Genomic DNA, 26,539 nt, shown 5'->3' on the forward strand with positions numbered 1-26,539 from the left:
TTTCGCATGAATCCAATTTTTTAATCCGCGCCTCTCTATCCTATGGACAGGTTTACCTGGAAAATCGGCGGACAAGCAGGTTTCGGCATTGCCACCTCCGGCCAATTATTTTCGCGGATGTGCGTGGCTGCGGGCAGATTCGTGGCGGATTACAGTGAAAAACCAAACCGCATCAGAGGAGGCCATAACACCCACCAAGTCACCATTGCGGACAAACCACTCTATGCGGCGTCACGGAAAGTGGATCTGCTCGTTGCCCTTGATAAAGATACGGCGTTTTTGCACCTTAAGGAACTCGCGCCCCGTGCCGCCGTCATTTATGACGGAGAAAAAAACACCCTTACTGTGGAAGATCTGGGACGGAAAGATGTAGTGCTTTATTCCGTGCCGCTCGCGCGCTTTGCCAAAGAAGTGGGCGGCGAGGAAGTTATGCGCAATACCGTGGCCCTTGGCGCGTCCCTCGCGTTCATGGGATGCGATTTTACCCCGCTTGAGCGCGTCCTCACGAGCGCATTCGGCAAAAAACCAGAGCGCCTGGCCGCCAATCTCAAGGCCGCCCGTGAAGGATTCGAATATGTCCGCGCGCAAGGAGGGGTCCACCACGCGTGCCCCCTCACCCAAAAACTCTCTTCTCCTCATATCGTAATCCCGGGCAACGAAGCAATGGCTTTGGGCGCCATCCAAGCTGGCTGCACCTTCTACGCCGCTTACCCGATGAGCCCTTCCTCTTCCATTCTGCATTACCTTGCGGGCAAGGCGGAAACCACTGGCATGGTCGTGAAGCACGCGGAGGATGAAATTTCCGTCATCAATATGGCGCTGGGCGCGTCCTATGCCGGCGCACGCGCCATGATCGGCACGTCAGGCGGCGGATTCTCGCTGATGGTGGAATCGCTCGGGCTCGCGGGAATCGCGGAGATCCCCCTCGTGATCGCGGAGGTTATGCGCCCCGGCCCTGCCACGGGCATGCCCACCTGGACAGAAGCTTCTGACCTCCAATTTGTCATCCATGCGGCGCAAGGAGAATTTCCCCGCGTCGTGCTCGCGCCGGGCGACGTGGAAGAAGCCTTTCACTACACGCTTCTCGCATTCAATCTTGCAGAGCGCTGGCAGGTGCCTGTCTTTCTTCTTTCTGATAAAAACCTTGGGGAACACAGCCGCAGCGTGCCTCCGTTTGATGCATCGGCCTACCGCATTGATCGAGGCAAACTCCTCACGCAAAAAGACTTGAGCGGCACGAAACCCTTCAAGCGGTATGTGCTTACCCGTGACGGCGTGTCCCCGCGCTCGCGGCCGGGCCTGAAAGGCGGCGTCTATCTTTCCAATTCTTATGAACATGACTACTTCGGCTACTCTGACGAATCCTCGAAAATGCGCGTCGCGCAGGCTGACAAACGCATGAAAAAACTGGAGGGCATTGCTCATGAAATGCCAAAGCCTTTCATACTAGGCCCCTCAAAAGCTCCGCTTACGCTCGTCACCTGGGGATCCATGAAAGGGCCAGTGAGGGAAGCGATGGAGCGTCTTGGGGAAGAAAAAATGAAAGTAAACATGGTGCACTTCTCCGGCATGTGGCCATTCCCCAAAAGGTGGGCGGAAAAGCTGCTCTCCTCGCAGAAGCGTCTGGTGCTTGTCGAGAATAACGCCACGGCGCAGTTCGGCAGCTTGCTCAAAGAACAGACAGGTATCGATATCGAAGATAAACTGCTCAAATACGACGGAAGACCATGGTTCCCGGAAGAGCTTATTGTCGAGACAAAAAAACGACTATAAATTTAGAAACGTCCCGCAGGGACACTATAATTTTGACTTTTGATTTATGGCGGAAACAGCCGACTTCAATACTCCCCTTTTTCCCACCTGGTGCCCCGGCTGCGGCGATTTTAGCATTTGGTCGGCACTTAAGGAAGCATTCGTGGTATTGGGAATGGAACCGCACCAATGTGCGGTGGTCTATGGCATTGGGTGTTCCGGCAACATGTGCTCCTTCGTGAATACCTATGGCTTTGAGGGACTGCACGGCCGCGGCCTGCCCGTAGCCTGCGGTATAAAAATGGCAAACCACAATCTGCCGGTTATGATGGTGGGCGGAGACGGCGATCTTTTAGGCGAAGGTATGGGGCATTTCATCCATGCGTGCCGCGCCAATCACCACGTCACCACGCTCATCCACAATAACCAAGTGTATGGGCTTACCACCGGCCAGACCGCGCCGACTTCCGAAAAAGGCGCCAAAACAAAATCAACGCCCGCAGGCGTCATTGAAGAGCAAACGAATCCCATCACGCTCGCGCTCACCGCAGGCGCGACCTTTGTCGCGCGCGGCTTTTCAGGAGACATTCCCCACCTTACTGACCTTATCGTAAAAGCTATTTCGCACAAAGGGTTTTCGGTGCTGGATGTGCTGCAGCCCTGCGTGACATTCAACAAAGTCAATACTTACGCATGGTTCAGAGAGAGGGTCTACAAGCTGGAAGAGTCGGGGTATCGGCAAACCACCAAACCAGCGGCGATCGAACGTGCCTTCGAGCCATGGCATGAAAAACTCCCCCTTGGCATCTTCTGGCAGGAGGAAAAGCCCACCTACGAAGACTCCCTGCCGCAGCTCAAAAACGGCCCCCTCGTCGAGCGCGACTTGTCCCATATCGATATCTCAAAACTCTTGGAGGAATTTAAATGAGTTTTAAAAAAAAATTTCTGCATAGCCCAAGCAACCCTTTGATGTAAAGGGTTGCCTTTTTTAAAGCCATCAGGAGCGCAATAACGCTACTAACGCAAATATCCATGGAATTATATCAAACACAAAACGGTACTTCTGGATGGACGTTTTTTGCCCACCCAGTAATTGAATTGCCAACTCCAGCTTTCTATCTGGATTGAGATTGGCGAACCAGTCTAAATCCATTTCCATTACCCTTATGGTTTTTTTAATACCCCTTATAAACACCTTATCCAGCGCTTTCATAATAATCTCCTCATTTTATAGAGATGTATTCCAGAGCCCTTGATATCTGTATTGTCAAAGACCGTTGTTTATTTAAGAACTTAAAAACCCGCCTTGTGACCTATACAAGCGGGTTGTCAATGTTCTCAATCGGTAGAGCCTTAAAAAAACCTTTCAGACCCTGCCGACGGAGAACCTCAAACGTTATGTTTTTAACGAACTTTCCTCCTTACGCCCCCATCATAGCGCATCTGGAATAAAAGTCAATGCCCTCTATGGAGTCTACTGCGCGACGCGGAAGACTTCCTCAAAAAAGCTCACACGAGCATTTCAATTGGTATCTCAGTGACTACCTTAAGCGCCATATCATTGGTGACGAATTTCTCCGCGCTATGCGCAATCGCGGTGGCAATATGGATCGCATCTGGCGTGCGGAGCCGATACTTTCCGCGCAGATCAGAAGCAATATCCACGACGGATTCGTCAATCCCCGTAATCCGCACGTGGGGAAAATTTTTGATGAGTTCCTTATAGTGCGCAGCAAGTTCTTTCTTCCCTTGCAGTTTCGGTCCAGTCAAAATTTCGATCATGCCAATAACCGACAAGACTGCTTCATATTTCCCCTCCTGCACCAACAAGAGCGCCCTCCGCGCTCTGGAGAGAAATTGCGGATGCTCTTCGAGAAGATAAATGATAACGGAGGAATCTATGCCAATTACTTGTCCCATGAAGATCTCTCCTGAAGGATATAGGTGTCTGTACCACCGAGCGATTGCCATACCTCTTTCCCCAATCCTTGCAACGCTTGTACATAATCAGTCGGATGCTTTGTCAGCACCGCTCTTGTATCATCAAGTGGATGAATCACAATCTTCGCCCCTGCTTTCAAGTGCAACCGATCCCTCACCTCCCGAGGAACCACAATTTGGTACTTTTGCGATAGAGTAGCTATTCCCATAAATACTTTACTTATACTATAAGTACTTTACATTATATCAGTTGTAAATAACCTGTCAATTATGTTTGTGGACTTATATGCCCCAATTACTGCGCGACGCGGAAAACTTCTTCGAGGGTCGTCATCCCTGCCATTGCTTTCATGATGCCGTCCTGCAGCATCGTCATCATGCCGGCTTTGACCGCCAAGTCGCGTATCTGATATTCGGAAATGGCGCCTGAAAGGATCACGCGCTCGATATCGGAGCTCATGCGCAGCAGCTCGTATATCCCGATCCTCCCTTTATAGCCGATGCCCTGGCACGCGGGGCACCCTTTCGTCGCCACATATTTCGGCTCCTGCACTCCGAATGTTTGTGCAACGGCAGGAGGAAGAGAGGAGAGCGCTGCCTGCACCCGCTCTGCGTATTCCGGCGGAAGCGGGCCGGGGAGGGCGCATTTCTTGCACACGCGCCTGACCAGTCTCTGCGCCAGCACGTCGCTCAATGCAGGCGCCAAGAGATAGGGTTTTGCCCCCATCGAGAGGAAACGCGGAATCGCGCCGGCCGCATCGTTCGTGTGCAGAGTTGAAAATACCAAGTGACCTGTGAGCGCAGCCTGAAGTGCTATGTCCACCGTCTCTAGGTCCCGCATTTCTCCCACGAGAATTATATCAGGATCCTGGCGGACAATTGAGCGAAGCCCGTTCGCGAACGTGTAGTCATGGGAAGGGTCTACCTGGCTCTGGTTAACCCCTTCCAGTTTGTATTCAATGGGATCTTCAATCGTAATGATCTTGGTGGAAGGATCATTCAGGAGGCGCAAAACGGCATAAAGGGTCGTAGTTTTTCCTGAACCGGTAGGGCCGCAGACCACAATCATGCCGTTGGGGCGCTCAACCTCTTGCCGCAGCGCGGCGCCCACAAAGGGACCGAATCCCAAATCTTCAAACGTCAGGCGGATGGCTTCTCCCCGCAAGAGGCGCATGACAATACTCTCTCCGAACGCGGTGGGAAGCGTGGATACGCGCACGTCAACCCGCTCGCCTTCCAGATTGAGCGTCGCGCGGCCGTCCTGCGGCCGGTTTTCCACGTTGATTTTTAACCCTGACAACAGCTTCAGGCGTGAAATAAGCGCATGGTAGCGCTCACGGTCGATCGTGGCGATGGTATGCAGGATGCCGTCAATGCGGAACCTCACGGCCACACCGCTCTCCTCCGCTTCAATGTGCACATCAGATGCATCTACTGCGATGGATGCGGCCATCAGCAGCACAATAAGGTCAGTGAGTGATACGGAGGCAAACTTATCGGTCAGGTCCATCACATTGGTAATGGACTCTTTAAATTTTTTCAGCGTGTCCTCGGGAATATCCACCCCATGCATGGGCACATAAATTTTTGGAAGCATGCGATAGAGCTCAAACGCGTGGGCAAGGCTCTGTTCGCTCATGAGCGCCACGCTCACCGAAGCCTTGTGCGTATGCCCAAGGTCTGCAATCAGTTCAAGAAAATGTTCATTGTGGGGATCAACCGTGGCGAGCCGTATTTCGTGGTGGGGCGTGTATGCGTAGCACACCGCTTGCGCGGATTTCGCCCGCTCATCAGAGATGAGGCCGAGCGCATCCGGCGCGATGGCAAACCCCCGCAGGTTGACATACGGCAAGCCCATTTCAAGCGCGCGCTCTTGCACGATGCTCTCTTTTTCTTTCACCGCAATCTCTGACAGCCTATCCGTTAATAATTTCGAAGATTGATCCGCGTCAGTCTTTTGATTGGAAAATACAGGGAGGTTCGCTTTAATCATGAGCGCTCAATTGAGAGTGGGAATATAAGACGGAGAGATCACATCCCCTTAGGATGCGCGGCGCTGGAACAGACGCGGCAGCAAGGCAATGACCCGCACCAATTTCGCAAACGGCGGGCTTTCCTTCAATCGGCTATACAGCAGGATCCACACCGCCTGCTGAAACGTTGCAAGGATCGCGCCCACGCACATAATGCTAAGGAAAAATGCGATCACCGCAGCACCCAGGGTTAGGCTTACCGCAAGCGGTACGCCGAGGATAAAACTCAAAAGTGCCAAAGGCCCGAAAATAATAATTATACCTAACACTGCAATGGAGAGCGCGACAATCGCGGCGGCCGTGGTGCCCAGGGTGAGAATGATGACGGTCTCCATCACGACAAGCCAGTGCGCGAGAAATAATTTCCATGCGCTGCGCAGCGCATCCAAGGGGGAGAGCGATTCCGTGAGCGAGGCAACGAGCGCAAGACGATACAAGAGGGAACAAAGGAGCCCTATAGGAACCAAACACGCAAAGCTCACGAGAAGGAATATGGCATACCACACGGAAGACCCGAAAGCGAGATAAAGGAGAAAAGGCGGCAGGCTGAAGATCGCCCATGCGAGGCTCGTGACAAGATGAAAGCCCACCGTGAGCGTGGTCGTGCGCCAAAAAGCGCGCTTACCCGCCGCGATCCCTTCTTCGATGCGGCAATGCTCGCGGCGGCGCTCGCGCTCAATGCCCCAAATAAGCGCTCCTTGCGATACAAGCGCAAACCAAATGAGAAAGCACACCAGCAATAAAAGGAACGCCGACACGATATAAAATCCGGAGGGCAAGCCTAACCAGGGCGTGAACGTGAGCATGGAAAAATCAAATCCCCACTCCCTCACAGAAGACGCCCATACGCCCAAGACGCTCAAGCGGTCAAAATTTCTAAACAACACGTTTATCTCTCCGCCGCTCACTAAGAGCGCACTGAAAAGCCCAAACAGCCACAGGTGTTTGGAATGTATGGTGAGCAACCACGCTCGCCTTAAGAGTGGACGATAGACGGAAGACATAGGATATTAATTCAAAATGCAAAACTCAAAATGCAAAATTGTGGAGTCCCGCTTAAGCGGGACAACACTCCTTCATTTTGATTTTTGATTTTTGGATTTTACATTCGGTACGCTATACCTTCGCCTTCACCACTGCGGGCCGCGGGCCCATGAGCGCGGCAAACGTTTCCCTCTCCAGGGTTTCTTTTTCTAAGAGCAAAGAGGCAACCTCATCCAGCTTATGCCGTGACTTCCGGATCACCGCTTGCGCCGTCGCACTTGCCTGATGAATGAATTTTGACACCTCTTTGTCTATCGCCTCTGCCACTTTTTCAGAATAATCCCGCTGTTCGGTGATCTCGCGCCCCAAAAATATAAGCTCTCCGTGCTCGCCAAACGTCCGGGGCCCCAACGCTTCACTCATGCCATACTCCGTCACCAGCTGCCGTGCAAGCTTGGTCGCACGCTTGAGATCCGAGGTCGCGCCCGTCGTCACCTCGCTGAACACTTCTTTCTCCACCACGAATCCTGCGAGGAGCACCGCCAACTCGTCTAAAAATTCTGAATAAGATTTCAGATGCCGGTCTTCTTCGGGGAGCTTTAGCGTATATCCTCCCGCCTGTCCGCGGGAAATGATCGATACCTTATGCACCGGATCCGAATGGGGAAGCTGGTGCGCCACCACGGCATGGCCCGCCTCATGGTAGGCGGTAATATGCTTTTCCTCGTCAGAAAGGATATGACTCTTGCGCTCGGGCCCGAGCATGACTTTTTCAATCGACTGGAACATCTCTTCCTGTGAAATTTTTTTCTTGTTTCTCCGCGCCGCGAGGATGGCCGCCTCATTGAACATATTGGCAATGTCCGCGCCCGAGAATCCCGGCGTGCGTTCGGCGACTTTTCGCAAATTCACATCTGCCGCGAGCGGCTTGCCTTTTGAATGAATATCAAGGATTTCATGGCGATCGCGGATATCCGGCAATTCAATCATCACTCTCCGGTCAAACCGCCCGGGGCGCAGCAGCGCAAAATCAAGCACGTCGGGGCGATTGGTGGCGGCGACAACCACGATGCCCGCATTCGGCTCAAACCCGTCCATTTCCACGAGAATTTGGTTCAGCGTCTGTTCCCGCTCGTCATGGCTCCCGCCCAGTCCGGCGCCGCGCTGCCTGCCCACCGCATCCAGCTCATCGATAAACACGATGCAGGGCGCGCTCTTCTTGGCGCGGCGGAAAAGGTCCCTCACACGGGAGGCGCCCACCCCCACAAACATCTCCACGAATTCCGACCCTGAAATATGGAAAAAGGGCACGCTTGCTTCTCCTGCGATCGCGCGCGCAAGCAAAGTCTTCCCTACGCCGGGCGGCCCTACGAGGAGCACGCCTTTGGGGATCTTTGCGCCGAGTTCAGTAAATTTCTTCGGTGTCCTCAAAAATTCCACTACCTCCTCAAGCTCCTGCTTCGCTTCTCGCGCGCCCGCGACTTCCTTGAAAGTAACCTGCTGCCGCTTGTCGCCTGCCTGCATTTCCCGCGCGCGGGATTCGCCGAACGACATGGCCCGCTGGTTCGCCCCCTGTACTTGGCGCATCATGATCCAAATAAACAGGGAAATGAGGATGAACGGGAGCAGGAACGGCGCAATCGCGGATATCCAGAATGCGACGCCGCTGCGCTCCTGCACTTCTATAGAGAGCCCTCGCATGAGCGCGGGATCAATGCCGTAATTCTTGAGCAGTTCGCTCATCGATTCCACGGGCTCTTTTTTTGCAGTCACCGTCTCGCCGCTTGCAAGGTCAGCATTCACCGTATCGCCTTCCACGGTGATTTTTTTCACCTCGCCCTGCTCTATCTTCTTCACCAATTCTCCAATGCCCACCGTCTGCCGCTTCTCAAAAGGTGAAGTGAAACTCGAAAGGACCCCTGCGATGATGAGGAACACCACGAGAAGGATGAGGAAATTTCTAATCAACTGGCGCATACCCAGTATATCAATATCCAACGCCAAACGCGGCGAGGATGGTAGTGTCCTCTTGTATGGTTGCGACCTTGGGGTGTTGGTACATAATCTTGTGTGAAGTAAACGTTTGGCGATCGGTGAGGAAAGCCTGCACTAAACCTTGTGTACATTACGTCTTTTAAACCATCTTTATCCCTATTATTGAATTTAGGTTCCTGCTTCCCTCTTGGATGTTGTATTACTGGGCATATCGGGTAAAAATGAATAAAAATACCTATAGATTCACTACGCTCTACTCTATTCAAGATTCTCCATTCTATCTTCTTCATTCTAAGTATACGTCAGCGCTCGAGAGGAGACAACTTAAACAATTCAGCCTTCTTAAGAAGCGAGGGGAATGCCGATTTTTGTTTGGCTTGAGCGTCACCGGCGGTGTGGTCGTCTGCCCGAAAAAATCGCGCGTTCCCGAACACATAAGGAATACGAACCAAAATTACAGAGAAAAGGTAAATAGTTATAACTTAAGCGGCAGGCGCGGCATCGCCGCTCTCCGGCTCTGGCAAGGGCACATCAGGCGCCGCGGCGGGTTGTTCTGCCTGATCCTTGACATCAAGCCGCAGAGAAAGGCCCAAACGATGGGACGCGGGGTCTACATTGGTCACCCGAAATTCATATTCCTGCCCCACGGTTACCACATTCAGCGGATTCGCAACAGGCGTGGAGGAAAGTTCGGAAATGTGGGCGAGCCCATGGATCGAATGGTCAAGTTCCACGAACGCGCCGAAATGATTCACCTTCACGACTTTGCCCTTCACCCGGTCGCCCACGCGGAACCGCTCCGCCACCGTCTTCCACGGATCTTCCTCAAGGCGCTTCAGGGAGAGCGACACTCTCCCGCCTTCAATGCCGATGACCAACGCGCGCACCTGCATGCCCACCGAGACCACGTCTTTCGGATGATCAACTCTGTGCCACGCGAGCTCTGAAATATGGATAAGGCCTTCCACCTTTTCTCCTGCAGCTCCCTCCTGAGCCGGCGCGCCCACGGCGCCCGTTTCTTCCCGCGGCAGGGTAAATTCCACAAAAGCCCCGAAGTCTACCACGCTGGTTACCTTTCCTTCCACGGTCATGCCTCCTTTCAAGCCCTGCAGAGAAGAAATGCGCTCGGTGAGCGCGGCCGCCTTTTCCGACACAATGAGTTTTTCTTCCAATGGTTTCACGTCAATGACCTTCACCTTGAACGATTGCCCCATATACGTGCGGAGCCGTTCCAGGATCTTTTGCTTGTTCCCGCCTTCCACGCGGGGATAGTGTTCAAAGGTAAGCTGCGAGACCGGCAAAAAACCGGTCACCCGCCCCAGCGTCACGATCAATCCTCCTTTATTGGCATCCATCACCCGCACCTCAACCACCTCGCCGCTCTTGCGGAGGTCTTCCAAATGCCCCCATGCTTTGCGGTGCCCCGCGGAACGGAATGAGAGCTCCATCATACCCATCTCATTTTCAAGCTCAAGCACCGTGGCCTGCACCTCATCCCCGACCGTGAGATTGGAAAATTCCCCCGATTCGTCCGCGAGCTCCTTTCCGCGCACGACGCCGGTGGTGAGTCCGTCTATATCAAGGAGCACTTCCCCCTTCGACACGGAAATGACTTTCGCGTTCACGAGCTCATTCACCTTAGGAATAACGGCAGCGTCCCCTGTGGACAGGAGCGTCTCCATGATGGACGGTTTTTCTCCCGGCTTTGTTTCGCTTTTTCTCAATTTTGCCATATTCAATTCTTTCTGCGTATTAACCTCCTGTGACTCATTACACAGGCAGGTTTGGGGAGCGAGCGTACCACTAAAATAAGTGATTTTCTCGCTTCCTCAATGTATATAATGCCAACGCAGTATACCGTTAAACAGCTCATAAATCAACTGGCAAAACAAGAGCTCTTATGGTAAAATATGTGTAAGAGTTTGTTCGGGGCACCATCGGTGCGTATTCCCCTTCTTCATGTAAGGGCGCTTAAAAAAATAATCTTACCAACATAATCCTCATTTAACCACTGTAGTATGGCTATATACTATAATTGCAGCTTAAAGCGATGAATATGTTATTTTTTTACAGCGCCTAAGGCCGCCTTATACACACGCTCACAAGAAATATTTTTCACAATTCTCCCTAAAATCATTTATGCCCAGTAATACAACATCCAAGAGGGAAGCAGGAACCTAAATTTATCAAGAGGGATAAGGATGGTTAAAAAAAAAGTAATGTAAAAAAAGTTTAGCGTAGGCTTCCCTCACCGATCGCCAAACGCTTATTGTAAACCTCATTATGAATCATTCCACCATGGTCGTATTCGTCTATTATAATTATCCAATGCCAGCCGCGTTTGGCGTTGGATGTTGATATACTGGGTATGCATATTTCTTGGCTCGGCATTTCGGCAATCCGCATCACGACCCGCCCCGCGAACGAAGACATCGTCGTGCTATGCGACCCCTATGATCCCCGTGAAGCGCAGGTAAAGCGGGGAAAGCTGGTTGCGGATATTGTGACCGTGTCCGTGCAGGAACACCCGCTCCACAGCGCCACGCAGGAAATCCGGGGACGCCTTGAGAAGCCGCCCTTTATCATTAACACGCCCGGCGAGTGCGAAGTGAATGGCGTGGTCATCTATGGCGTGCCCGCCGTCAATACGGTGTCCCTACCGCACAAAAAGGTCACGCTCTATATGATAGAAACGGAAGGGCTCTCCCTGCTGCATCTGGGGTATCTGGGACAAAAAACGCTTACCGATACCCAGCTAGAACGCTTTGAACACGTCGACGTGCTTTTCGTGCCTGTGGGAGACCCTGCCTCGCTTAGCGTGCATGAAGCAGTAGCAATCGTGAACCAAATAGAACCTCGGATCGTGATCCCTGTTGCTTACCAAGCCGCGCATATAAAAGCTAAACTCCTCGGCGCGGAAAAATTCATCAAAGAATTGGGATTAGAGGCTGATGAGCCTGTGATAAAAATAAAACTCACTAAAAAAGATCTCCCCGCCGAAGAGACAAAGCTCATGCTCCTCATGCCGGAATAAATTAGCGGAAAACCTTTCTCTATCACTATACAAAACTTCCTTTATGGCCCGCTCCTCACACCACACCGCCGCCCATCCGCACCCTCCGCATCCTCGCCATGCGCCGCCTCCGCATGAAAAAAAGAAATCAATGGTAGCGCTCACGGTAACGGTATGTATGATTTTCATCGTGGCAGGCTGGATCGCGCTGCTGCAGAGAACTTTGGAAAAGGGCAACGCCTCCACGAATGAGGAAGCGCAGCGCACCTCGCCCGTCCGCGCACAAATCATCCAAACGATTACACAGCTCCAGCAGGATTTGCGCGCGCTCCCCTCGCCTTCGGAGATCATAAAAAACATAACCGCGCCGCAGCCCGCCTACCTCACCACACTCGCGCAACGCATCGCCGCCACTGCCACCGCCACCACCACTCCCACCTCCACCCCTCCCTTAACTCCCATACCTACGACTACAAATAATATATCACCATAAATAGAGCACGCGAGGGATATGCCGATTTTTAAGGCGGAAAGGCGCATCAAGCTGCCAGATCGCGACGCCGAAAAAATCGCGCATTCCCGAGCGTTTGAAAATCATAAATAACATTATATAACACAAGAAAACCTAATATCCTCACATCCACCCGCTACAACATTTGATTCAATTATGAAACACACCCCCCCTCCCCCTCCTTCCGTCGGCATGGTGCATCCGCGCCCGATCGTGGAAGAAATGCAGACCTCCTACCTAGATTACGCCATGTCCGTGATCGTTTCGCGAGCGCTGCCGGACGTGCGCGACGGACTGAAACCGGTACACCGCAAAATCCTTTACGCGATGTGGGACATGGGGTTGACGGCAGGGGCGAAATTCAGGAAATCGGCCACGGTTGTCGGCGAAGTGCTGGGCAAATACCATCCGCACGGCGATATCGCCGTCTATGACGCGCTCGTGCGCATGGCGCAGGATTTTGCCATGCGCTATCCGCTCATCCGCGGCCAGGGGAACTTCGGCTCCATGGACGGAGACACCGCCGCCGCGATGCGATACACGGAGGTAAAGCTTGCGCCCATTGCGGAAGAGCTGCTCTTTGACCTTGAAAAGGATACGGTGAATTTCACCCCCAACTACGACGGCACCCAGAAAGAGCCTGCGGTGCTTCCGGGGAAACTCCCCAACCTGCTTTTGAATGGCACCGTGGGGATCGCCGTGGGCATGGCCACTAATATTCCTCCCCATAACCTCAAAGAGCTGGTGCAGGCAATCGTCCATCTTATCGACCACCCCCAGGCGAGCGTCGCAGACCTCATGGAATTCATCCACGGGCCCGACTTCCCGACCGGCGGCATCATCTACAACCGCAAAGCGATTACCGAAGCCTACGCAACGGGAAAAAGCGCCATCGTGATGCGGGGCAAAGCGGAAATCGTGGAAGGGGAATCGGGAGATTTTCACATTGTGATCACTGAAGTGCCATATCAGGTGAACAAGGCGCAGCTGATAGAAAACATCGCCAACTTGGTGAAAGAGAAAAAAATGGAAGGGATCAGGGACCTGCGAGACGAATCAAACCGTGAAGGAGTCCGCGTGGTCATCGAGCTCAAGAAAGACGCGTTCCCGAAAAAGGTGCTCAACCAGCTCTATGACTCCACCCAGCTCCAAGACACCTTCCATGTGAACCTGCTTGCGCTTGAAGACGGGCTCCAGCCCAAAGTGATGACCTTAAAAGGAATTCTCGAAGAGCACATCAAGCACCGCCAGGAAGTGATCAAACGCCGCGGCACCTTCGAATTGCTCAAGGCGAAAGAGCGCGCCCACATCCTTGAGGGCCTGATCCTCGCGACCGCCAAGATTGACGCGATCATCAAGACTATCAAGCAGTCAAAAGACCGCTCGGAAGCGAAGCAGAACCTTATTAAAAAATTCCGCCTTTCGGAGCGGCAGGCGGAGGCCATCCTCGAGATGAAACTGTCGCAGCTTGCCAACCTTGAGCGCCTGCGGATTGAAACGGAACTCAAAGAGAAGAAAAAACTGATTACCGAGCTTACCGATTTGCTCGCGCATGCCAAAAAAATGCTGCAGGTGGTCAAACAAGAACTCATGCAGGTCGCGGAAAAATATGGGGACGATCGCAGGACGCAGGTCGTCGCGCGCCCCGTAGACACCTTCACCACGGAAGACCTGATTCCCGACGAGCCGACGGTCATCGTCGTGACGAAGGACGGCTACCTCAAACGCCTCCCCCCCGAATCCTTCCGCACCCAAGGCAGGGGCGGCAAGGGAGTCATCGGGCTCGTCACGAAAGAGGAGGATGCGGTGGAGCACCTCTTCGCCACCAATACGCACGCCAACATCCTCTTCTTCACCTCGCGCGGCAGGGTGTTCCAATTGAAAGCCTACGACGTGCCGCAAACCTCGCGTACCGCCAAAGGGCAGGCAGTGCAGAATTTCCTGGAGCTCGCGCCGGGAGAGCGGGTCACGAGCGTGCTGCCCGTCACGAACCTCAAGGGCCACTCCTTCCTCGTGATGGCGGCGAAGAGCGGCACAATCAAGAAAACAAAGCTGCAGGATTTCGAAAGCGTGCGCCGCTCCGGCCTCATTGCGATAAAACTGAAAGCAGGCGACCAGCTGGAGTGGGTGAAGCCTTCCGCAGGCAAAGACGAGCTCATCCTCGCCACGCGCGGGGGCCAGACCATCCGTTTCCCGGAGTCGCAGGTCCGCCCCATGGGGAGGAACGCGTCAGGGGTCCGCGGTATCAGGCTCAAGGGGAAAGACGAGATCGTGGGTATGGACGTGATCACGAAAGAAACCGCGGCACATGGCAGCTTCCTCGCCATCTTGAGCAACGGCTTCGGGAAGCTCACCCCCTTGAAGGATTACCGCGCCCAGCGCAGGGGAGGCTCCGGGGTCAAGACCGCAAAGGTGAACGCCAAAACTGGCGAGATCGTCGCGGGATTCATCTATGACCCGAAAAATGCGTCTGAAGACGCGGCGAATGACGTCATCATGATCTCGCAAAAAGGGCAGGTGATCAGGCTCCCGCTAAAATCAGTGCCCTCCCTCGGGCGTGCCACGCAAGGGGTTAGGCTCATGCGCTTCCGCGATACCGATGACAAAGTTGCGACGGTGACGTTTGTGTAAACTATCACTCTTGCCAAAATACACAAAATCCCTTACTCTACTAACACTTGTTTAGGATTTAGGAATTAGAACTTAGTATTTCTCAATATATGGGACTGCCTTCAAAACGACGCACCAAGCAATCCAAGCGCGACCGCGCCTCTCATTTCGCACTCACGCCAAAACAGCTCATCGAATGCCCCAAATGCAAACACCCGACGCTCCCGCACCGCGCATGCGCATTTTGCGGGACGTATAGGGGGCGACAGGTCACGAAAGCGCAAGACGTGAAAAAATAACACAGATGTCATCCCCGACCAGAACCTGCCCCGTACCGAGATACGGGGTCGGGGATCCAGACAAAACAAAAAATCAGGAATCAATTGCTTTATTGGTTTTAATTCTGGATTCCCGCAGGAGTTTACCCCGTAGCGGCATACGGGGCGGGAATGACAAAACGATTTTGAAATTGAAAATTTATGTCAAATAGGCATCTCGCCCGCACCATCGCGCTGCAGTCGCTCTACCAGTGGGATTTCAACCACCAGCGTGAAGATATGCACACGATTGTAGCGCAGAATCTCAAGGATTTCGCGCCGAGTTTCGATGACGACGGGTTCACCGTCACCTTGGTAAACGGCATCCTCTCCCGCCGCGGGGAAATCGATCCGCTCATCACGCAGTATGCGCCCGAATGGCCGCTCGACCAGATCCCGCCCATTGACCGCAATATCCTGCGCATCGGCATTTACGAATTGAGGACCAGCGAGGTGCCTCCCAAGGTGGCCATCAACGAATCCATCGAGCTTGCCAAAACGTTCGGCGGGGAATCATCCAGCAAATTCGTGAACGGCGTGCTCGGGAATATTTACAAAGACATGGAAACGCGCGGCGAGCGCGTCTCGACGCCCTCGATACGGGAAACGCAAGCGCCCGAATCCTCGGCCTCCGCCTCTCCCGCGCAAGAAGTGTCTGCCGGCGGTGTGGTGTTCCGCAAGGATGTACACGGCGCCTGCCAATTCGCGCTCATCCAGGATGCGATCTACCGATGGACGTTTCCCAAGGGCCACGTGGAAGCAGGCGAGTCGCTCGAGCAAACCGCGTGTGCCGAGGTGGGCGAGGAAATCGGCATCAAGAAGGTGCGCGTGGTCTGCCCTTTGGGAAAAATCCACATCACCGTGAACACGCCCGGCAAACCGCCCGTACCCAAAGTGGTCCATTACTTCCTCATGGAAGCGCTGGAAGACACGCTTCATATAGTCCCTGACAATGAGATCAAGGGAGGCGACTGGGTCCCGCAAAACGAGGTGCTGCTACTCTTGGGATACGAGAACGCGAAAGAAATCTTCAGGCACGCGCTGAAACAACTCAATCCTGAACAGTCCATCTCCAAAACCAAAATAAATTCATAACACGCTTTTTATTCCGTTAACCACCTGATAAATCCCAATATCAAAATCCAAATATCAAATAAAATCCAAAATCCCAATAATCTCGCGAATTGGGATTTGGGATTTTATTGGTCATTGGAAATTGGAACTTGGGATTTTCAATCCCCTTATGTCCTCTAAACCCGCCTCCGATCTCGAAAAGACCATTAACATCACGTTCCTCAACAAAGACCTCCTCACCTCGGCGCTTACCCACCGCTCGTACCTGAATGAGCACCCGGAATTCCCCCTTCCGCACAACGAGCGGATGGAATTTTTAGGGGATGCCGTGCTCGAATTGGTGGTCACCGAGTACCTCTATCTCCACTATCCAAACCCGGAGGGCGAGCTTACCAACTGGCGCGCCTCGCTCGTCAACGCCAATATGCTCTCGGAGCTCGCGAAGGAAATAGACCTTGACGCGCACCTCATGCTCTCGCGCGGGGAAGCCAAGGAAACGAATACGAAAGCGCGGCAGTACATCCTAGCCAACGCCTACGAAGCGCTCATCGGCGCGATCTACCTCGATCAAGGATGGGAGCCCGCCAAACAGTTCATTGAAGAGCAGGTGCTCGTCAAACTCCCCTATATCCTTGAACACCAGCTTTACCTTGACCCTAAATCCCGTTTCCAGGAAGTGGCACAGGAAGTGGCGGGCGTCACTCCCACCTACCGCGTCCTCGAAGAATCAGGGCCGGACCATGCGCGCCATTTCACGATCGGCGTCTACCTCAACGACGAGCACATCGCCTCGGGTGAAGGCATGTCAAAACAGGAAGCACAAATGGCGGCCGCAGAAAAAGGGCTGGAAGCCAAAGGATGGAAATAGTAAAGAAGCCAGCGTATGCCTTTGTGCCACGCCATAATATGAAATTTTCGATAAAAAACAGCAATGACAAAATGCGCACAGGCAGTGTCAGCATCCTGTGGATTCTCCTAGGCATCGGCATAATAGCAGTGATCGCATTGGCTCTCATAAAAACAAGGAAGGATGCTGAGTCCCCGCCGCAACCAAATATTACTTCTGAAGCTGCTCAAACTGAAACCGAAAAAACATATTATCAGGGAGGCCTCGATCAGAGCGTTAAAGACGAGATACTCAAAGAAGAGTTCCCCTATTTCGGGAACCTTGATGCTCCTGTGGCGTTGACAATATTTTCCCAAGGCGGGCAGACAAGCACAGATCTATTTGGCCCGGAAAGACCTTGGTCATTTATTGAACAGCGCTATATAAAACCTGGCATTTTCACGGTAGTGTACCGGCCGATCCGAATTGATCCTCCCTATAATTGGCCTACAGAAAATCAAATAGGGCTGCTGTGCGCGTATGAACAAAATAAATTCTGGAACTATCTTGATAGCATAGAGTTAAAGGTAAATAAAGCTGCTGAAATTGCGCAGAATATCGGGCTCGATATGGCCTCTTTCAATACATGTCAAACCAGTGGGAAAAAAGAGACCCTCATCAGGCGTTCTCTTGCATTGGCTGAATCTCAAATCCAACCAGTAGGCGCGCCCACCTTCACCGTGAACGGCCAGCAGATGGATCTTGGCACCGTGGGTGAGAGGCGAAAAGAAGAACAATTTGAGGAACTCTTTAGACAACTGGAAACCATGTTGGCCCAGAATGACGGCGTTAAATGGAATGTTTTTAGCGATAATGACTTTTCAGTACACTATCCGGTTGATTGGGAAATTGTGTGGAGCACTGAAAACTACGTAGCCTTTGACCGCAAAGACAGGCGAGGAACATATCCGATTATTCAACCTATCTATAGACGCCACGATGTGGAGGCGGTGAGCGTAAAGACAATGGCATTCAACGAAGACCAGACATACCAGGATTGGCTGACAAAAAAAATCGAGTTCGGTGAATTTGTCAAAAAGCTAAATACAATAAAACTCGGCAACTATGTTTGGGACCTCTACGAAGCCCGCAGTCCCGAGGGGGAAGTTATGAGTTATGTGACAAAAGCGGAAAATAAAGCATTTATAATCTCCATTGGGAAAGAAAGCAATAATACTGAATTTTTGAATCAGATGATTGAAAGCTTTGGAGCAATGTAATGATCTGGACATAGGGCGGAGCGAAACCACAAACTACCGTACCCGCCTCAGAGGCGGGTTTTAATTATATATCGATATAGCGCACCTGTCCCATCGAATGACGGGATTAACGCGCGCAATTTCACTGTCGATATTTATCTCAACGACGAACATGTCGCTTCAGGCGAAGGCATGTCAAAACAGGAAGCCCAAATGGCGGCAGCCGAGAAAGGTTTGGAAGCGAAGGGATGGAAATAAATTCTGCATTAGAGAAGTACTCTTTTCTATATTCTCATACTCTTCAATGAAAAATCCGCTTTTCGGAGATGATCTAAAGCGGATTTTTTATCTTGGCGTCAAATTGTACGAGACGATTTGAATGGAGAGCACCAAGATCAAAATCGATATGTGTGTGGTGCTATACCACCACCACACACTACTTGTCAGGAATAGACCTAATAGATGCACATGTCGAGCAGATTTCATTCCTAACAAGCAGGGGATTGTGATTTTTTTCTCTTTTAAGTCTTTCCCGCAATCCCGCCAATCGCCCAGCAGGTTGCGGAATGACGTCAATACTGGTGCCACCAAAATTAACGGGTGGCAGTAGCCGGCGATTTCACCGACTATCATCAGAGTTTGCAGGCCCCTGAAGATAGGCGATATCGTCGCCAAGTAACTTTTATTTTTCTGCGTATACAACCACGCAAAAAAAATAAAAGCAATACTTTCTGGTTTTGGGATGGCTACTACTCCCAAAACCCAGAGGGGTAGCCATGAAAATTTCGGGAATCTTTCCCGATACTCATGGCTGTGACCGGATTCTAGAAATAATAAAAATCCGATCCACAGGGCCGCTACCCCAACGGCCTCTCTAATATCCGCACCTACGGCCGCAAGCAGCAGCCATAAATCAACGAGAGAATAGATGCGGATTTGGCCAACGTAGTTGGCCATTTTTTTGATGTTCATTTATTTTCTCCTTTTCAAATTTTCACGCTAGAATACCATAGAGGACTAATTATGACAAGATTATTTAACATAAGAAAATAAAAAAAATGGCTATTTTTAGCCACCAATATCAATTAAAATAATTTTATGTCGGTGATACTTGACACTTTTTAACATTGACGTTATGATATCTTTATGGATAATATAGTCCTGGAACAATTAATAAATTTGGGATTACAAAAGAATGAGGCAATTGTGTATATTGCTTTACTTGAGCTTGGAAAAGGTACGGTAAGTGAAATAAGTAAAACCGCGCATTTGAATCGAACGACTGGCTATGACATCTTAGAAAGAATTTGCGTCTATGGCATTGCCAATAGATCAACGATTGGGAAAAAACGCATCTATATCGCCGAACCGCCATCCCGACTGAAAAGTCTTATGGCCGCCAGAAAGTTCAAAGCGGATAAAGATTTGGGAAAAGTTGATGACATTTTACCAGACCTGCAATCGCTGTATAAAACTGATCTAAAACCAAGCATAAAATTCTTTGAAGGATTTGATGGAATTAATAATATTTACCGTCATTCCCTTGAAGCAAAAGAAACGATCTATTCGATTTTAGATCTCGAACAATATTTACCTGAACTGGATAGCTTTGGCAAAGAACATATTAAAGACAGAACACGACTTAAAGTCAGAGAAAAAGTATTAGCCAGAAAAAGTGAGAAGGCTATTGATTTTTATAAATCAACTTACAAGGATAATAAAGCTAGACAAAACATTACTGAATACCGCTGGCTTGAGCACAAATTTCCTTTTTCGCCTGCCGCGGAAGTTATGACCTATGACGATAAGGTCATCGGCGTGTTATTTAAGCCAGGAGAAAAATCTGCGTTTGAAATTCAGAGCCGATCATTTGCCAATTCCCTCAAAGTGTTATTTGAAACTGTTTGGGAACAATCAAAACCGGTATAAAGGTCGTATAGATGGAATAAAAAAACACCCCTTAATAAGGGTGTCTTATTATTTGCGTTAATCTGCGTTGATATTCAGCATCTGAACGGTTGTAACGTCTGGCACACCTCGCAACGATGTGCGTCCCATTGTTCCCCCGTCTTGGCGGGGGGCGACCTGCATCTCACCATAATCCCCAAAGGGATAATGGCGGAAATGGGTGACTTAGATGCCATGTAACCCGAAGGCGACATGATCATCAAAATCCTTAGAAAGGAGGTGATCCACCGACAGCTTCCGCTACCGGTGCCTTGTTACGACTTCGCCCCTGTCACCGACCCTACCTTGATTCCTCCGAAAGGAAGAGCTTCGGGTATTGCCGGCTCCCTTGGCGTGACGGGCGGTGTGTACAAAACCCGAGAACGTATTCACCGCGGCGAGGCTGATCCGCGGTTACTAGCGATTCCTGCTTCATGAGGGCGGGTTGCAGCCCTCAATCTGAACTGGGGGGTGTTTTGATGGGATTTGCTCCGCGTTACCGCTTGGCGTCCCTTTGTAGCACCCCATTGTAGCACGTGTGTCGCCCAGGACGTAAGGGCCATGCTGACTTGACGTCATCCCCACCTTCCTCCTCGTTAGCCGAGGCAGTTCGGTCTGACATAAAAGTAACAGACCGTGGGGGTTGCGCTCGTTACCCGACTTAACGGTACATCTCACGACACGAGCTGACGACCATATTGCTTCTCATATTACTATGAGTACGGACTATACCTTCCTCCCCTTCCAGGGAGGCCAACCGTCTGAATACTCGCGAGTTCAATTAAATAGTTGAGTATTCTCACCCCGACCCTTTATCTCGGGGATCAGTCTCTACGGGGCAAGTTTTACAGAGAAATGTATCAATTTCTGCTTGATACGATCCCTATAACGTTTCCTTAAATAGAGGACATATGTCCTTGCCGATGTATAACGATACAAGCTTGCATTAGTTTCACCGATCATTGATCGATCTCTTGCCGCATCAATTCTGCTTGAATACGCAATCCTTATACCAGATCGATGTTTGGTATCCACGCACCCATCACCATCAATCTTTCCTGCGAGATAGGCAGTGAGGTGTTGGTGCGGAATGGGTAACGTTCCAGTTTTTAAAGACATAAACATTCGCGTGAGAGGTCTACTATTTACGTAAACCTGGTACGCAGTCTGCTTACGTTTCGCTCCTCGCTCCACTTGATACACACGTTTCTTAATAGGATGGCTTGGAGCCACTCTACAAAAAAATGTGATGAATCTATTTATGAGCGCGGGATTAACTGAAGTGAGACCAATGGAACTTGAACGCCAGTAACCATCAGCTAACCAAAGACCTAATATATAAAAGTCTTCGGCAGTAGTAAAGAAAAACTTGCTTCCCACGGTATTACCCATATATTCATTATATCATGGGCTTCACCGTTTTGGGTTGGTGATTGTTTCCCGACATTACTATCGGGACGGCCATCGTATAAATAGCCATGCAGCACCTGTGGTGCACCCTCGAAGGTCACACGTTTCCGTGCGCTTGCAGCACCATGTCAAGCCCTGGTAAGGTTCCTCGCTTACCGTCGAATTAAACCACATGCTCCACCGCTTGTGCGGGTTCCCGTCAATTCCTTTGAGTTTTAGTCTTGCGACCGTACTCCCCAGGCGGGGTACTTAATGCGTTAGCTTACGTGCAACGACACTGGAAGGGTCGACACTTCCAATGTCCAGTACCCATCGTTTACAGCGTGGAATACTGGGGTATCTAATCCCATTCTCTCCCCACGCTTTCGTCCATGAGCGTCAGGACCGTTCTAGGGAACTGCTTTCGCCTTTGGCGTTCTCGCCGATATAAACGGATTTTACTCCTACACCGGCGATTCCATTCCCCTCTCCCGGCCTCAAGTTCGACCGTATCCCACGCAGTCCCGAAGTTGAGCTTCGGGATTTGACACGGGACGCGTCGAACCGCCTGCGGACGCTTTACGCCCAATGAATCCGGGTAACGCTTGGGCCACTCGTATTACCGCGGCTGCTGGCACGAGTTTAGCAGGCCCTTATTCTGCAGGTACTCTCAATCCCGACAAGTCGGGACTTGCTCCCTGCTAAAAGCAGTTTACACCCCGAAGGGCTTCATCCTGCACGCGGCGTCGCTCCCTCAGGCTTTCGCCCATTGGGGAAGATTCTCGACTGCAGCCTCCCGTAGGAGTCTGGGCAGTGTCTCAGTCCCAGTGAGGCCGTCCGTGCTCTCACACCGGCTACCCGTCATAGCCTTGGTAGGCCATTACCCTACCAACTAGCTGATGGGCCCTAGGCCCCTCCCCATCCGATCCCGTAAAACGGGACCTTTCCTCATAACTGGATGATAGAAATCAAAACGAACACAAATTTTCAAATGTATTGACTTCCATTACCCAACTATGAGGTCATTGGGAATTAGCAAATCTTTCGATCTGTTATGCCCAAGAAGGGGGTAGGTTACCAAGGTGTTACTCACCCGTTCGCCACTGTCCGACCACCTTTCCCATATTGCTATGAAATTAATTGTCGGACCGTTCGACTTGCATGCCTTAAACACGCCGCCAGCGTTCACCCTGAGCTAGGATCAAACTCTCAAAAAGAAAGTTTTATCTATCGATTGCGCTCCGCAAAAAGATTTGCGAAACGCATCGCGCTAGGTTTGAACTCTCAAAATTATTGACGTTACAACCGTTGAAATGCTGAAATAAATTACCTTACTTTTTTTGGCGTCATTCTCTCAATTGTCAATGAGCGTTCCTTTTTTCATATCCGGCGCAGTGCAGTGAAAGAAAAACAGTCATATCTGGGCAGCCAAATATCACTGTTCTTCTCGCGATACGATCGAAAAGATTGGTGCCCTACATAGTATGTTTTCCTTTCATGCTCAGGCGGTTTCTCTCCTTCGCTCCACCGCATCCTCTCTCTATCCTGCAGTTTCCGAAGAGACGTACCTGATCTTAATACTTTTGCGCCTTATTACTGTACCTTATTATTCTCACCCTTGTCAAGGAGTGGGGCGGAAGAGGCCACGGACGACAAGGATTTGCGCATTTGCACGTACACGGCCAAAAATCCCGCCGCGCCCATCACCATGGTGAACAATGACAGCCAGGTAAAAAGAGCGGACAGGGGGATCACAGAGCCCAGATGGGAGAGCAGGAGGATAATGGGAAGCCCTATCGCATTCATGACGGTAAGCAAACTGCCAAACACTTTTCCCCGATTCTCATCATGCGTCTCGCGCTGGATAAAAGTCTGCGTGGATATGACGACCAGCACATTGCCCACGCCGGCAATACACGCGCCAAAAAACGCGGACCAATGCTGCAGCGAAACCAGAGGCAGGGAGGGAAGGATGCGGGAGAGCATAGCAGCGAAGGGCACGAAGAGGAACAGCGCGCACGCCTCGCAGAAAATACCCGCGTGCATGAGCCGGGGAGGGGAGATACGGCGCTTCACGCGATTCGCAATGAGGACTCCCACCACCGTGCCTGCGGCGAGAGGCGATACCAAATACAAACTCAAAGAGAGTGGCGTGAGCGCAAGCACCTGGAACGCAAGCGCAGGGAGGAGCGCCACAATACCCCGTTCAATGCCGAACAGCAGTGACGCTTCCAAAATGAGGATCGGAAGGAGACGGTGCGTGCGTATGAATTCAATACCGCTGAAGAGCTGCACCCATATGCTGCGAGTGCTCACTTTGAAAACGCCGTTATGGTCGATAAGGTGCTGGTTGAGCGGAGGCAGCCTTATCGTGGAGATGCCCGCGCCCAAATAGAGCGCGCCGACGACCGCGACCGTGAGGCCTGCCCCGCCCCAATGGAGCAAGGGGCCGGCAATGCTGTACCCTATAAGGAACGAAAAATAGTAGGTGAACGCAAAGAGAGAATTCGCCTCGACCAGGTGTTCGCCGGGCACGAGCGAGGGAAGGGCTGCCGACTCGGTGGGGATAAAAAACTCCGATAACGTGGTAAGCAGGAACACGACGAGCAAAATAACGCCGGAATAATCGAGGAACGGCAGCAACAGGAGGCTTAAAAGGACGCGGTTAAAATGAATCAATGAGAGAATTTTCCGACGATCATAACGGTCGGCGATCACCCCCCCGACCGTGGAGAACAATATGGGAGGAAGAGAGATCACGGCAATGAGCACGCCCACAAAAAAACTCGATCCCGTAACCGAGAACGTGCGCAGCACCAGCGCAAAGTGAAGTATATTGGTGGCAACCTGCCCTAATCCTTGGGAAACCCAGAGACGCTTAAATCCCCTATTCTGAAGAAGGGCGGGAAGTTCGGCAAACGTGGCGGAGAGGAGGGACACAAACGAAAATGCAAAATGCAAAACTCAAAATTATGGAGTCCCGCGAAGCGGGGCGGAATACTTTCATTTTGATTTTTGATTTTTGACTTTTACATTCCTCATATGTTTCTCCCTCCACTTCTTCACTGCCGCATGGTCGCCGGAGAGAAGCACTTTCGGCACGCGGTAATTCTTTCCCTTGTAGACGAGCACCTCGGGTCTCGTATAATGCGGGTACTCAAACGATTCTTTTTGTTCCGTATTATGAATCAAATGGCGGGAGAATGACTCTTCCCCGAGAGACTCGAGGGTTATCGCTCCCGGTAAAAGCCGGGTGACCGCGGAAATGACCGTGAGGGCGGGTATTTCCCCGTCAGTGAGGACGTACGGCCCGATGGAAATTTCCTCCGCCTTGAGGATTGCCCTTACCCGCTCGTCAATGCCTTCATAACGGCCACATACCATCACAAGCTGGTCGTATTTTTTAGAAAGGTGAAACGCCATCCGCTGATTAAACGGTTTTCCTTTTGCGGAAAATAAAATAATTTTTACTCTTTTGCGCGCGGTGCGCTGCGGTATTTTTCCCACTACCTTCACCAGAGGCCCGGCCTGCAATACCATGCCCGCGCCGCCGCCGTAGGGCTTATCGTCCACCTGCTGGTGTTTCCCTATGCCGTACGCGCGCAGGTTGTGGGCATGCACGGCAATAATGCGGTCACGCTGCGCGCGCCCCACAATGGACACCGCGCAGTAGGAAGTGATTATTTCGGGGAAGAGCGTAATAACGTCAAAATGCATCATATCGAAAATTCGAAACTCTAAATCCCAAACTCTAAACAAACACTAAATTCAAAATTCGAATGTTCAAAACGTTTGTGATTTTGGTCATTTGGGTTTTGAATTTGTTTAGGATTTCGTGCTTAGGATTTAGAAATTACCAAATCATTATAGCACAAACCCCCAGATGTTACTCTGAGGATTGTGGTTGAACTCGAAAATTGAATCTAGATCTTGAGGTCATCGAGCGCGCTCGTGTCAACTTCCTCTTGCAGAGGAGCTGAACTGCCGCGATTATCGCGATCCATCGGACGCGGACGGCGCGAACCTTCCGGTTCGTAAATCTTAAGGTTCACGCGGGCGTTATTGCGTGCGCCCACGATCCTTAAGAGCGTGCGCAGAGCACGGGCGTTCTGGCCGTTGCGGCCAATCACATACCCCATGTCCTCGGGGTTGATCTTGAGAGTAAGCAATACCCCCATCTCATCAACCGTGCGCTCTACGGTCACGTCATCTGGATGATCTACAATCGCGCGCGCAACGTATTCTATAAACTCCTGATCTTTCACTGTTGCCATATCATCATTCTTTCAGTGCCATCGCGTGTTTACTTCACGCGATGTCTAACCACTCGTATCGACCTTTCTACTCCCTCATAGGGAATTATCTGCTGTTATCAATGAGCTACGAAGCAGGGGCTTTCGCTTCTTTCGCGGCTTCTTTTGCCCCGCGCTTCATGCGGCTCACGCTCACCTTGGGACCCGGCACTATCTTCTGGTCAACAAACATATTATGCAGCGTCGCGGATGCCTGAGCGCCTTTGGAAATCCAATACGCGATGCGATCCTTCTTCAGGTCTATCAGCTTCGGGGTGGAGAGGGGATTATAAAACCCCACGATCTCAAGCGCAGTCCCCCACAGGTCTTTCCGCTTGTCGGACACGATAATGCGGTAAGAAGGGAATTTCGTTTTACCTACCCGAGAAAGTCGTATCATTACCATAGTGATATGCAATATAAATAACAGTATCGAGAATAGCAGATAATAGGAATCCTGGCAAGACAACGTTATAGCTCACAATAACTGTTACCAAGAGAATAGCGGATAGATCAGAATTGGGTTACCGTAGCCGTCTATGACTATGGCAACCAAGAATGAAATCTTCTCCCGCTATCTGGGGGAATACCTCAAA

General features: G+C 51.3%; 24 protein-coding genes and 1 rRNA gene. 11 read left to right on the forward strand and 14 right to left on the reverse strand.

The window, feature by feature from the left end:
* The first annotated feature begins 42 nt into the window (after positions 1-42).
* A complete protein-coding gene (locus tag WC659_02400; protein MFA4872762.1) occupies positions 43-1,773 on the forward strand; it encodes a 2-oxoacid:acceptor oxidoreductase subunit alpha in 1,731 nt (576 codons plus the stop codon).
* A gap of 46 nt (positions 1,774-1,819) precedes the next feature.
* Positions 1,820-2,680, forward strand: coding sequence for a thiamine pyrophosphate-dependent enzyme (locus tag WC659_02405; protein MFA4872763.1), 861 nt, complete (start codon positions 1,820-1,822; stop codon positions 2,678-2,680).
* 69 nt (positions 2,681-2,749) lie between these two features.
* Here the strand turns inward: WC659_02405 and WC659_02410 are convergent, their stop codons facing one another.
* The 8 genes from WC659_02410 to WC659_02445 all read right to left on the reverse strand — a co-directional run bounded on the left by WC659_02410 (position 2,750) and on the right by WC659_02445 (position 10,438).
* Positions 2,750-2,965, reverse strand: coding sequence for a hypothetical protein (locus WC659_02410; GenBank protein MFA4872764.1), 216 nt, complete (start codon positions 2,963-2,965; stop codon positions 2,750-2,752).
* A gap of 296 nt (positions 2,966-3,261) precedes the next feature.
* On the reverse strand, positions 3,262-3,672 hold the full coding sequence (locus WC659_02415) for a PIN domain-containing protein (protein ID MFA4872765.1): 411 nt from the start codon (positions 3,670-3,672) through the stop codon (positions 3,262-3,264).
* Entirely contained in the window at positions 3,660-3,902 is a 243-nt protein-coding gene (locus WC659_02420) for an AbrB/MazE/SpoVT family DNA-binding domain-containing protein (GenBank protein MFA4872766.1), read from the reverse strand. The genes WC659_02415 and WC659_02420 overlap by 13 nt, the downstream gene beginning before the upstream one ends.
* A gap of 86 nt (positions 3,903-3,988) precedes the next feature.
* The gene (locus WC659_02425; GenBank protein ID MFA4872767.1) at positions 3,989-5,686 is read right to left on the reverse strand and encodes an ATPase, T2SS/T4P/T4SS family; all 1,698 of its coding nucleotides are present in this window, start codon (positions 5,684-5,686) and stop codon (positions 3,989-3,991) included.
* Between the two features lie 48 nt (positions 5,687-5,734).
* Positions 5,735-6,730, reverse strand: a complete 996-nt coding sequence (locus tag WC659_02430; GenBank protein ID MFA4872768.1) for a hypothetical protein — start codon at positions 6,728-6,730, stop codon at positions 5,735-5,737.
* 112 nt (positions 6,731-6,842) lie between these two features.
* Positions 6,843-8,687, reverse strand: a complete 1,845-nt coding sequence (ftsH, locus tag WC659_02435) for an ATP-dependent zinc metalloprotease FtsH (GenBank protein ID MFA4872769.1) — start codon at positions 8,685-8,687, stop codon at positions 6,843-6,845.
* A 320-nt stretch (positions 8,688-9,007) separates the two neighbouring features.
* A complete protein-coding gene (locus WC659_02440) occupies positions 9,008-9,157 on the reverse strand; it encodes a hypothetical protein (GenBank protein MFA4872770.1) in 150 nt (49 codons plus the stop codon).
* Between the two features lie 30 nt (positions 9,158-9,187).
* Positions 9,188-10,438, reverse strand: a complete 1,251-nt coding sequence (locus WC659_02445) for a S1 RNA-binding domain-containing protein (protein ID MFA4872771.1) — start codon at positions 10,436-10,438, stop codon at positions 9,188-9,190.
* A 635-nt stretch (positions 10,439-11,073) separates the two neighbouring features.
* Between WC659_02445 and WC659_02450 the strand changes: the two genes are divergently transcribed.
* From WC659_02450 to WC659_02485, 8 genes are all read left to right on the forward strand, one after another.
* The gene (locus WC659_02450; protein MFA4872772.1) at positions 11,074-11,739 is read left to right on the forward strand and encodes an MBL fold metallo-hydrolase; all 666 of its coding nucleotides are present in this window, start codon (positions 11,074-11,076) and stop codon (positions 11,737-11,739) included.
* Between the two features lie 43 nt (positions 11,740-11,782).
* Positions 11,783-12,211, forward strand: coding sequence for a hypothetical protein (locus tag WC659_02455; GenBank protein ID MFA4872773.1), 429 nt, complete (start codon positions 11,783-11,785; stop codon positions 12,209-12,211).
* Between the two features lie 174 nt (positions 12,212-12,385).
* Positions 12,386-14,860 carry a DNA gyrase subunit A gene (gyrA, locus tag WC659_02460; protein MFA4872774.1) on the forward strand — a complete coding sequence of 825 codons (2,475 nt, stop codon included), beginning with the start codon at positions 12,386-12,388 and terminating at the stop codon, positions 14,858-14,860.
* 89 nt (positions 14,861-14,949) lie between these two features.
* Positions 14,950-15,138 carry a 50S ribosomal protein L32 gene (rpmF, locus tag WC659_02465; protein MFA4872775.1) on the forward strand — a complete coding sequence of 63 codons (189 nt, stop codon included), beginning with the start codon at positions 14,950-14,952 and terminating at the stop codon, positions 15,136-15,138.
* A 180-nt stretch (positions 15,139-15,318) separates the two neighbouring features.
* Positions 15,319-16,251, forward strand: coding sequence for a transcription antitermination factor NusB (gene nusB, locus WC659_02470; protein MFA4872776.1), 933 nt, complete (start codon positions 15,319-15,321; stop codon positions 16,249-16,251).
* Positions 16,252-16,399: 148 nt separating this feature from the next.
* A complete protein-coding gene (rnc, locus tag WC659_02475) occupies positions 16,400-17,098 on the forward strand; it encodes a ribonuclease III (GenBank protein MFA4872777.1) in 699 nt (232 codons plus the stop codon).
* 38 nt (positions 17,099-17,136) lie between these two features.
* On the forward strand, positions 17,137-18,336 hold the full coding sequence (locus WC659_02480) for a thioredoxin domain-containing protein (GenBank protein ID MFA4872778.1): 1,200 nt from the start codon (positions 17,137-17,139) through the stop codon (positions 18,334-18,336).
* A 66-nt stretch (positions 18,337-18,402) separates the two neighbouring features.
* Positions 18,403-18,573, forward strand: coding sequence for a putative dsRNA-binding protein (locus tag WC659_02485; GenBank protein ID MFA4872779.1), 171 nt, complete (start codon positions 18,403-18,405; stop codon positions 18,571-18,573).
* 87 nt (positions 18,574-18,660) lie between these two features.
* Here the strand turns inward: WC659_02485 and WC659_02490 are convergent, their stop codons facing one another.
* Complete coding sequence (locus tag WC659_02490; GenBank protein ID MFA4872780.1) at positions 18,661-19,287, reverse strand: hypothetical protein; 627 nt, start codon at positions 19,285-19,287, stop codon at positions 18,661-18,663.
* 174 nt (positions 19,288-19,461) lie between these two features.
* On the opposite strand from WC659_02490, the gene WC659_02495 reads away from it, so the two are divergent.
* Positions 19,462-20,244, forward strand: coding sequence for a helix-turn-helix domain-containing protein (locus tag WC659_02495; GenBank protein MFA4872781.1), 783 nt, complete (start codon positions 19,462-19,464; stop codon positions 20,242-20,244).
* Between the two features lie 251 nt (positions 20,245-20,495).
* On the opposite strand, the gene WC659_02500 is transcribed toward WC659_02495, so the two are convergent.
* The 5 genes from WC659_02500 to rpsP all read right to left on the reverse strand — a co-directional run bounded on the left by WC659_02500 (position 20,496) and on the right by rpsP (position 26,349).
* Positions 20,496-22,868: ribosomal RNA gene (locus WC659_02500) — 16S ribosomal RNA — on the reverse strand.
* A gap of 376 nt (positions 22,869-23,244) precedes the next feature.
* Positions 23,245-24,591, reverse strand: coding sequence for an MFS transporter (locus WC659_02505; protein MFA4872782.1), 1,347 nt, complete (start codon positions 24,589-24,591; stop codon positions 23,245-23,247).
* Between the two features lie 63 nt (positions 24,592-24,654).
* Positions 24,655-25,371 (reverse strand): tRNA (guanosine(37)-N1)-methyltransferase TrmD, encoded by a 717-nt coding sequence (gene trmD / locus WC659_02510; GenBank protein ID MFA4872783.1) that lies wholly within the window; start codon positions 25,369-25,371, stop codon positions 24,655-24,657.
* 203 nt (positions 25,372-25,574) lie between these two features.
* Entirely contained in the window at positions 25,575-25,925 is a 351-nt protein-coding gene (locus tag WC659_02515; protein MFA4872784.1) for a KH domain-containing protein, read from the reverse strand.
* 106 nt (positions 25,926-26,031) lie between these two features.
* Positions 26,032-26,349 carry a 30S ribosomal protein S16 gene (gene rpsP, locus WC659_02520; protein ID MFA4872785.1) on the reverse strand — a complete coding sequence of 106 codons (318 nt, stop codon included), beginning with the start codon at positions 26,347-26,349 and terminating at the stop codon, positions 26,032-26,034.
* Positions 26,350-26,539 lie beyond the last annotated feature (190 nt).

This window comes from Patescibacteria group bacterium (genome assembly GCA_041645165.1).
Taxonomy (GTDB): Bacteria; Patescibacteriota; Patescibacteriia; order 2-02-FULL-49-11; family 2-02-FULL-49-11; genus 2-02-FULL-49-11.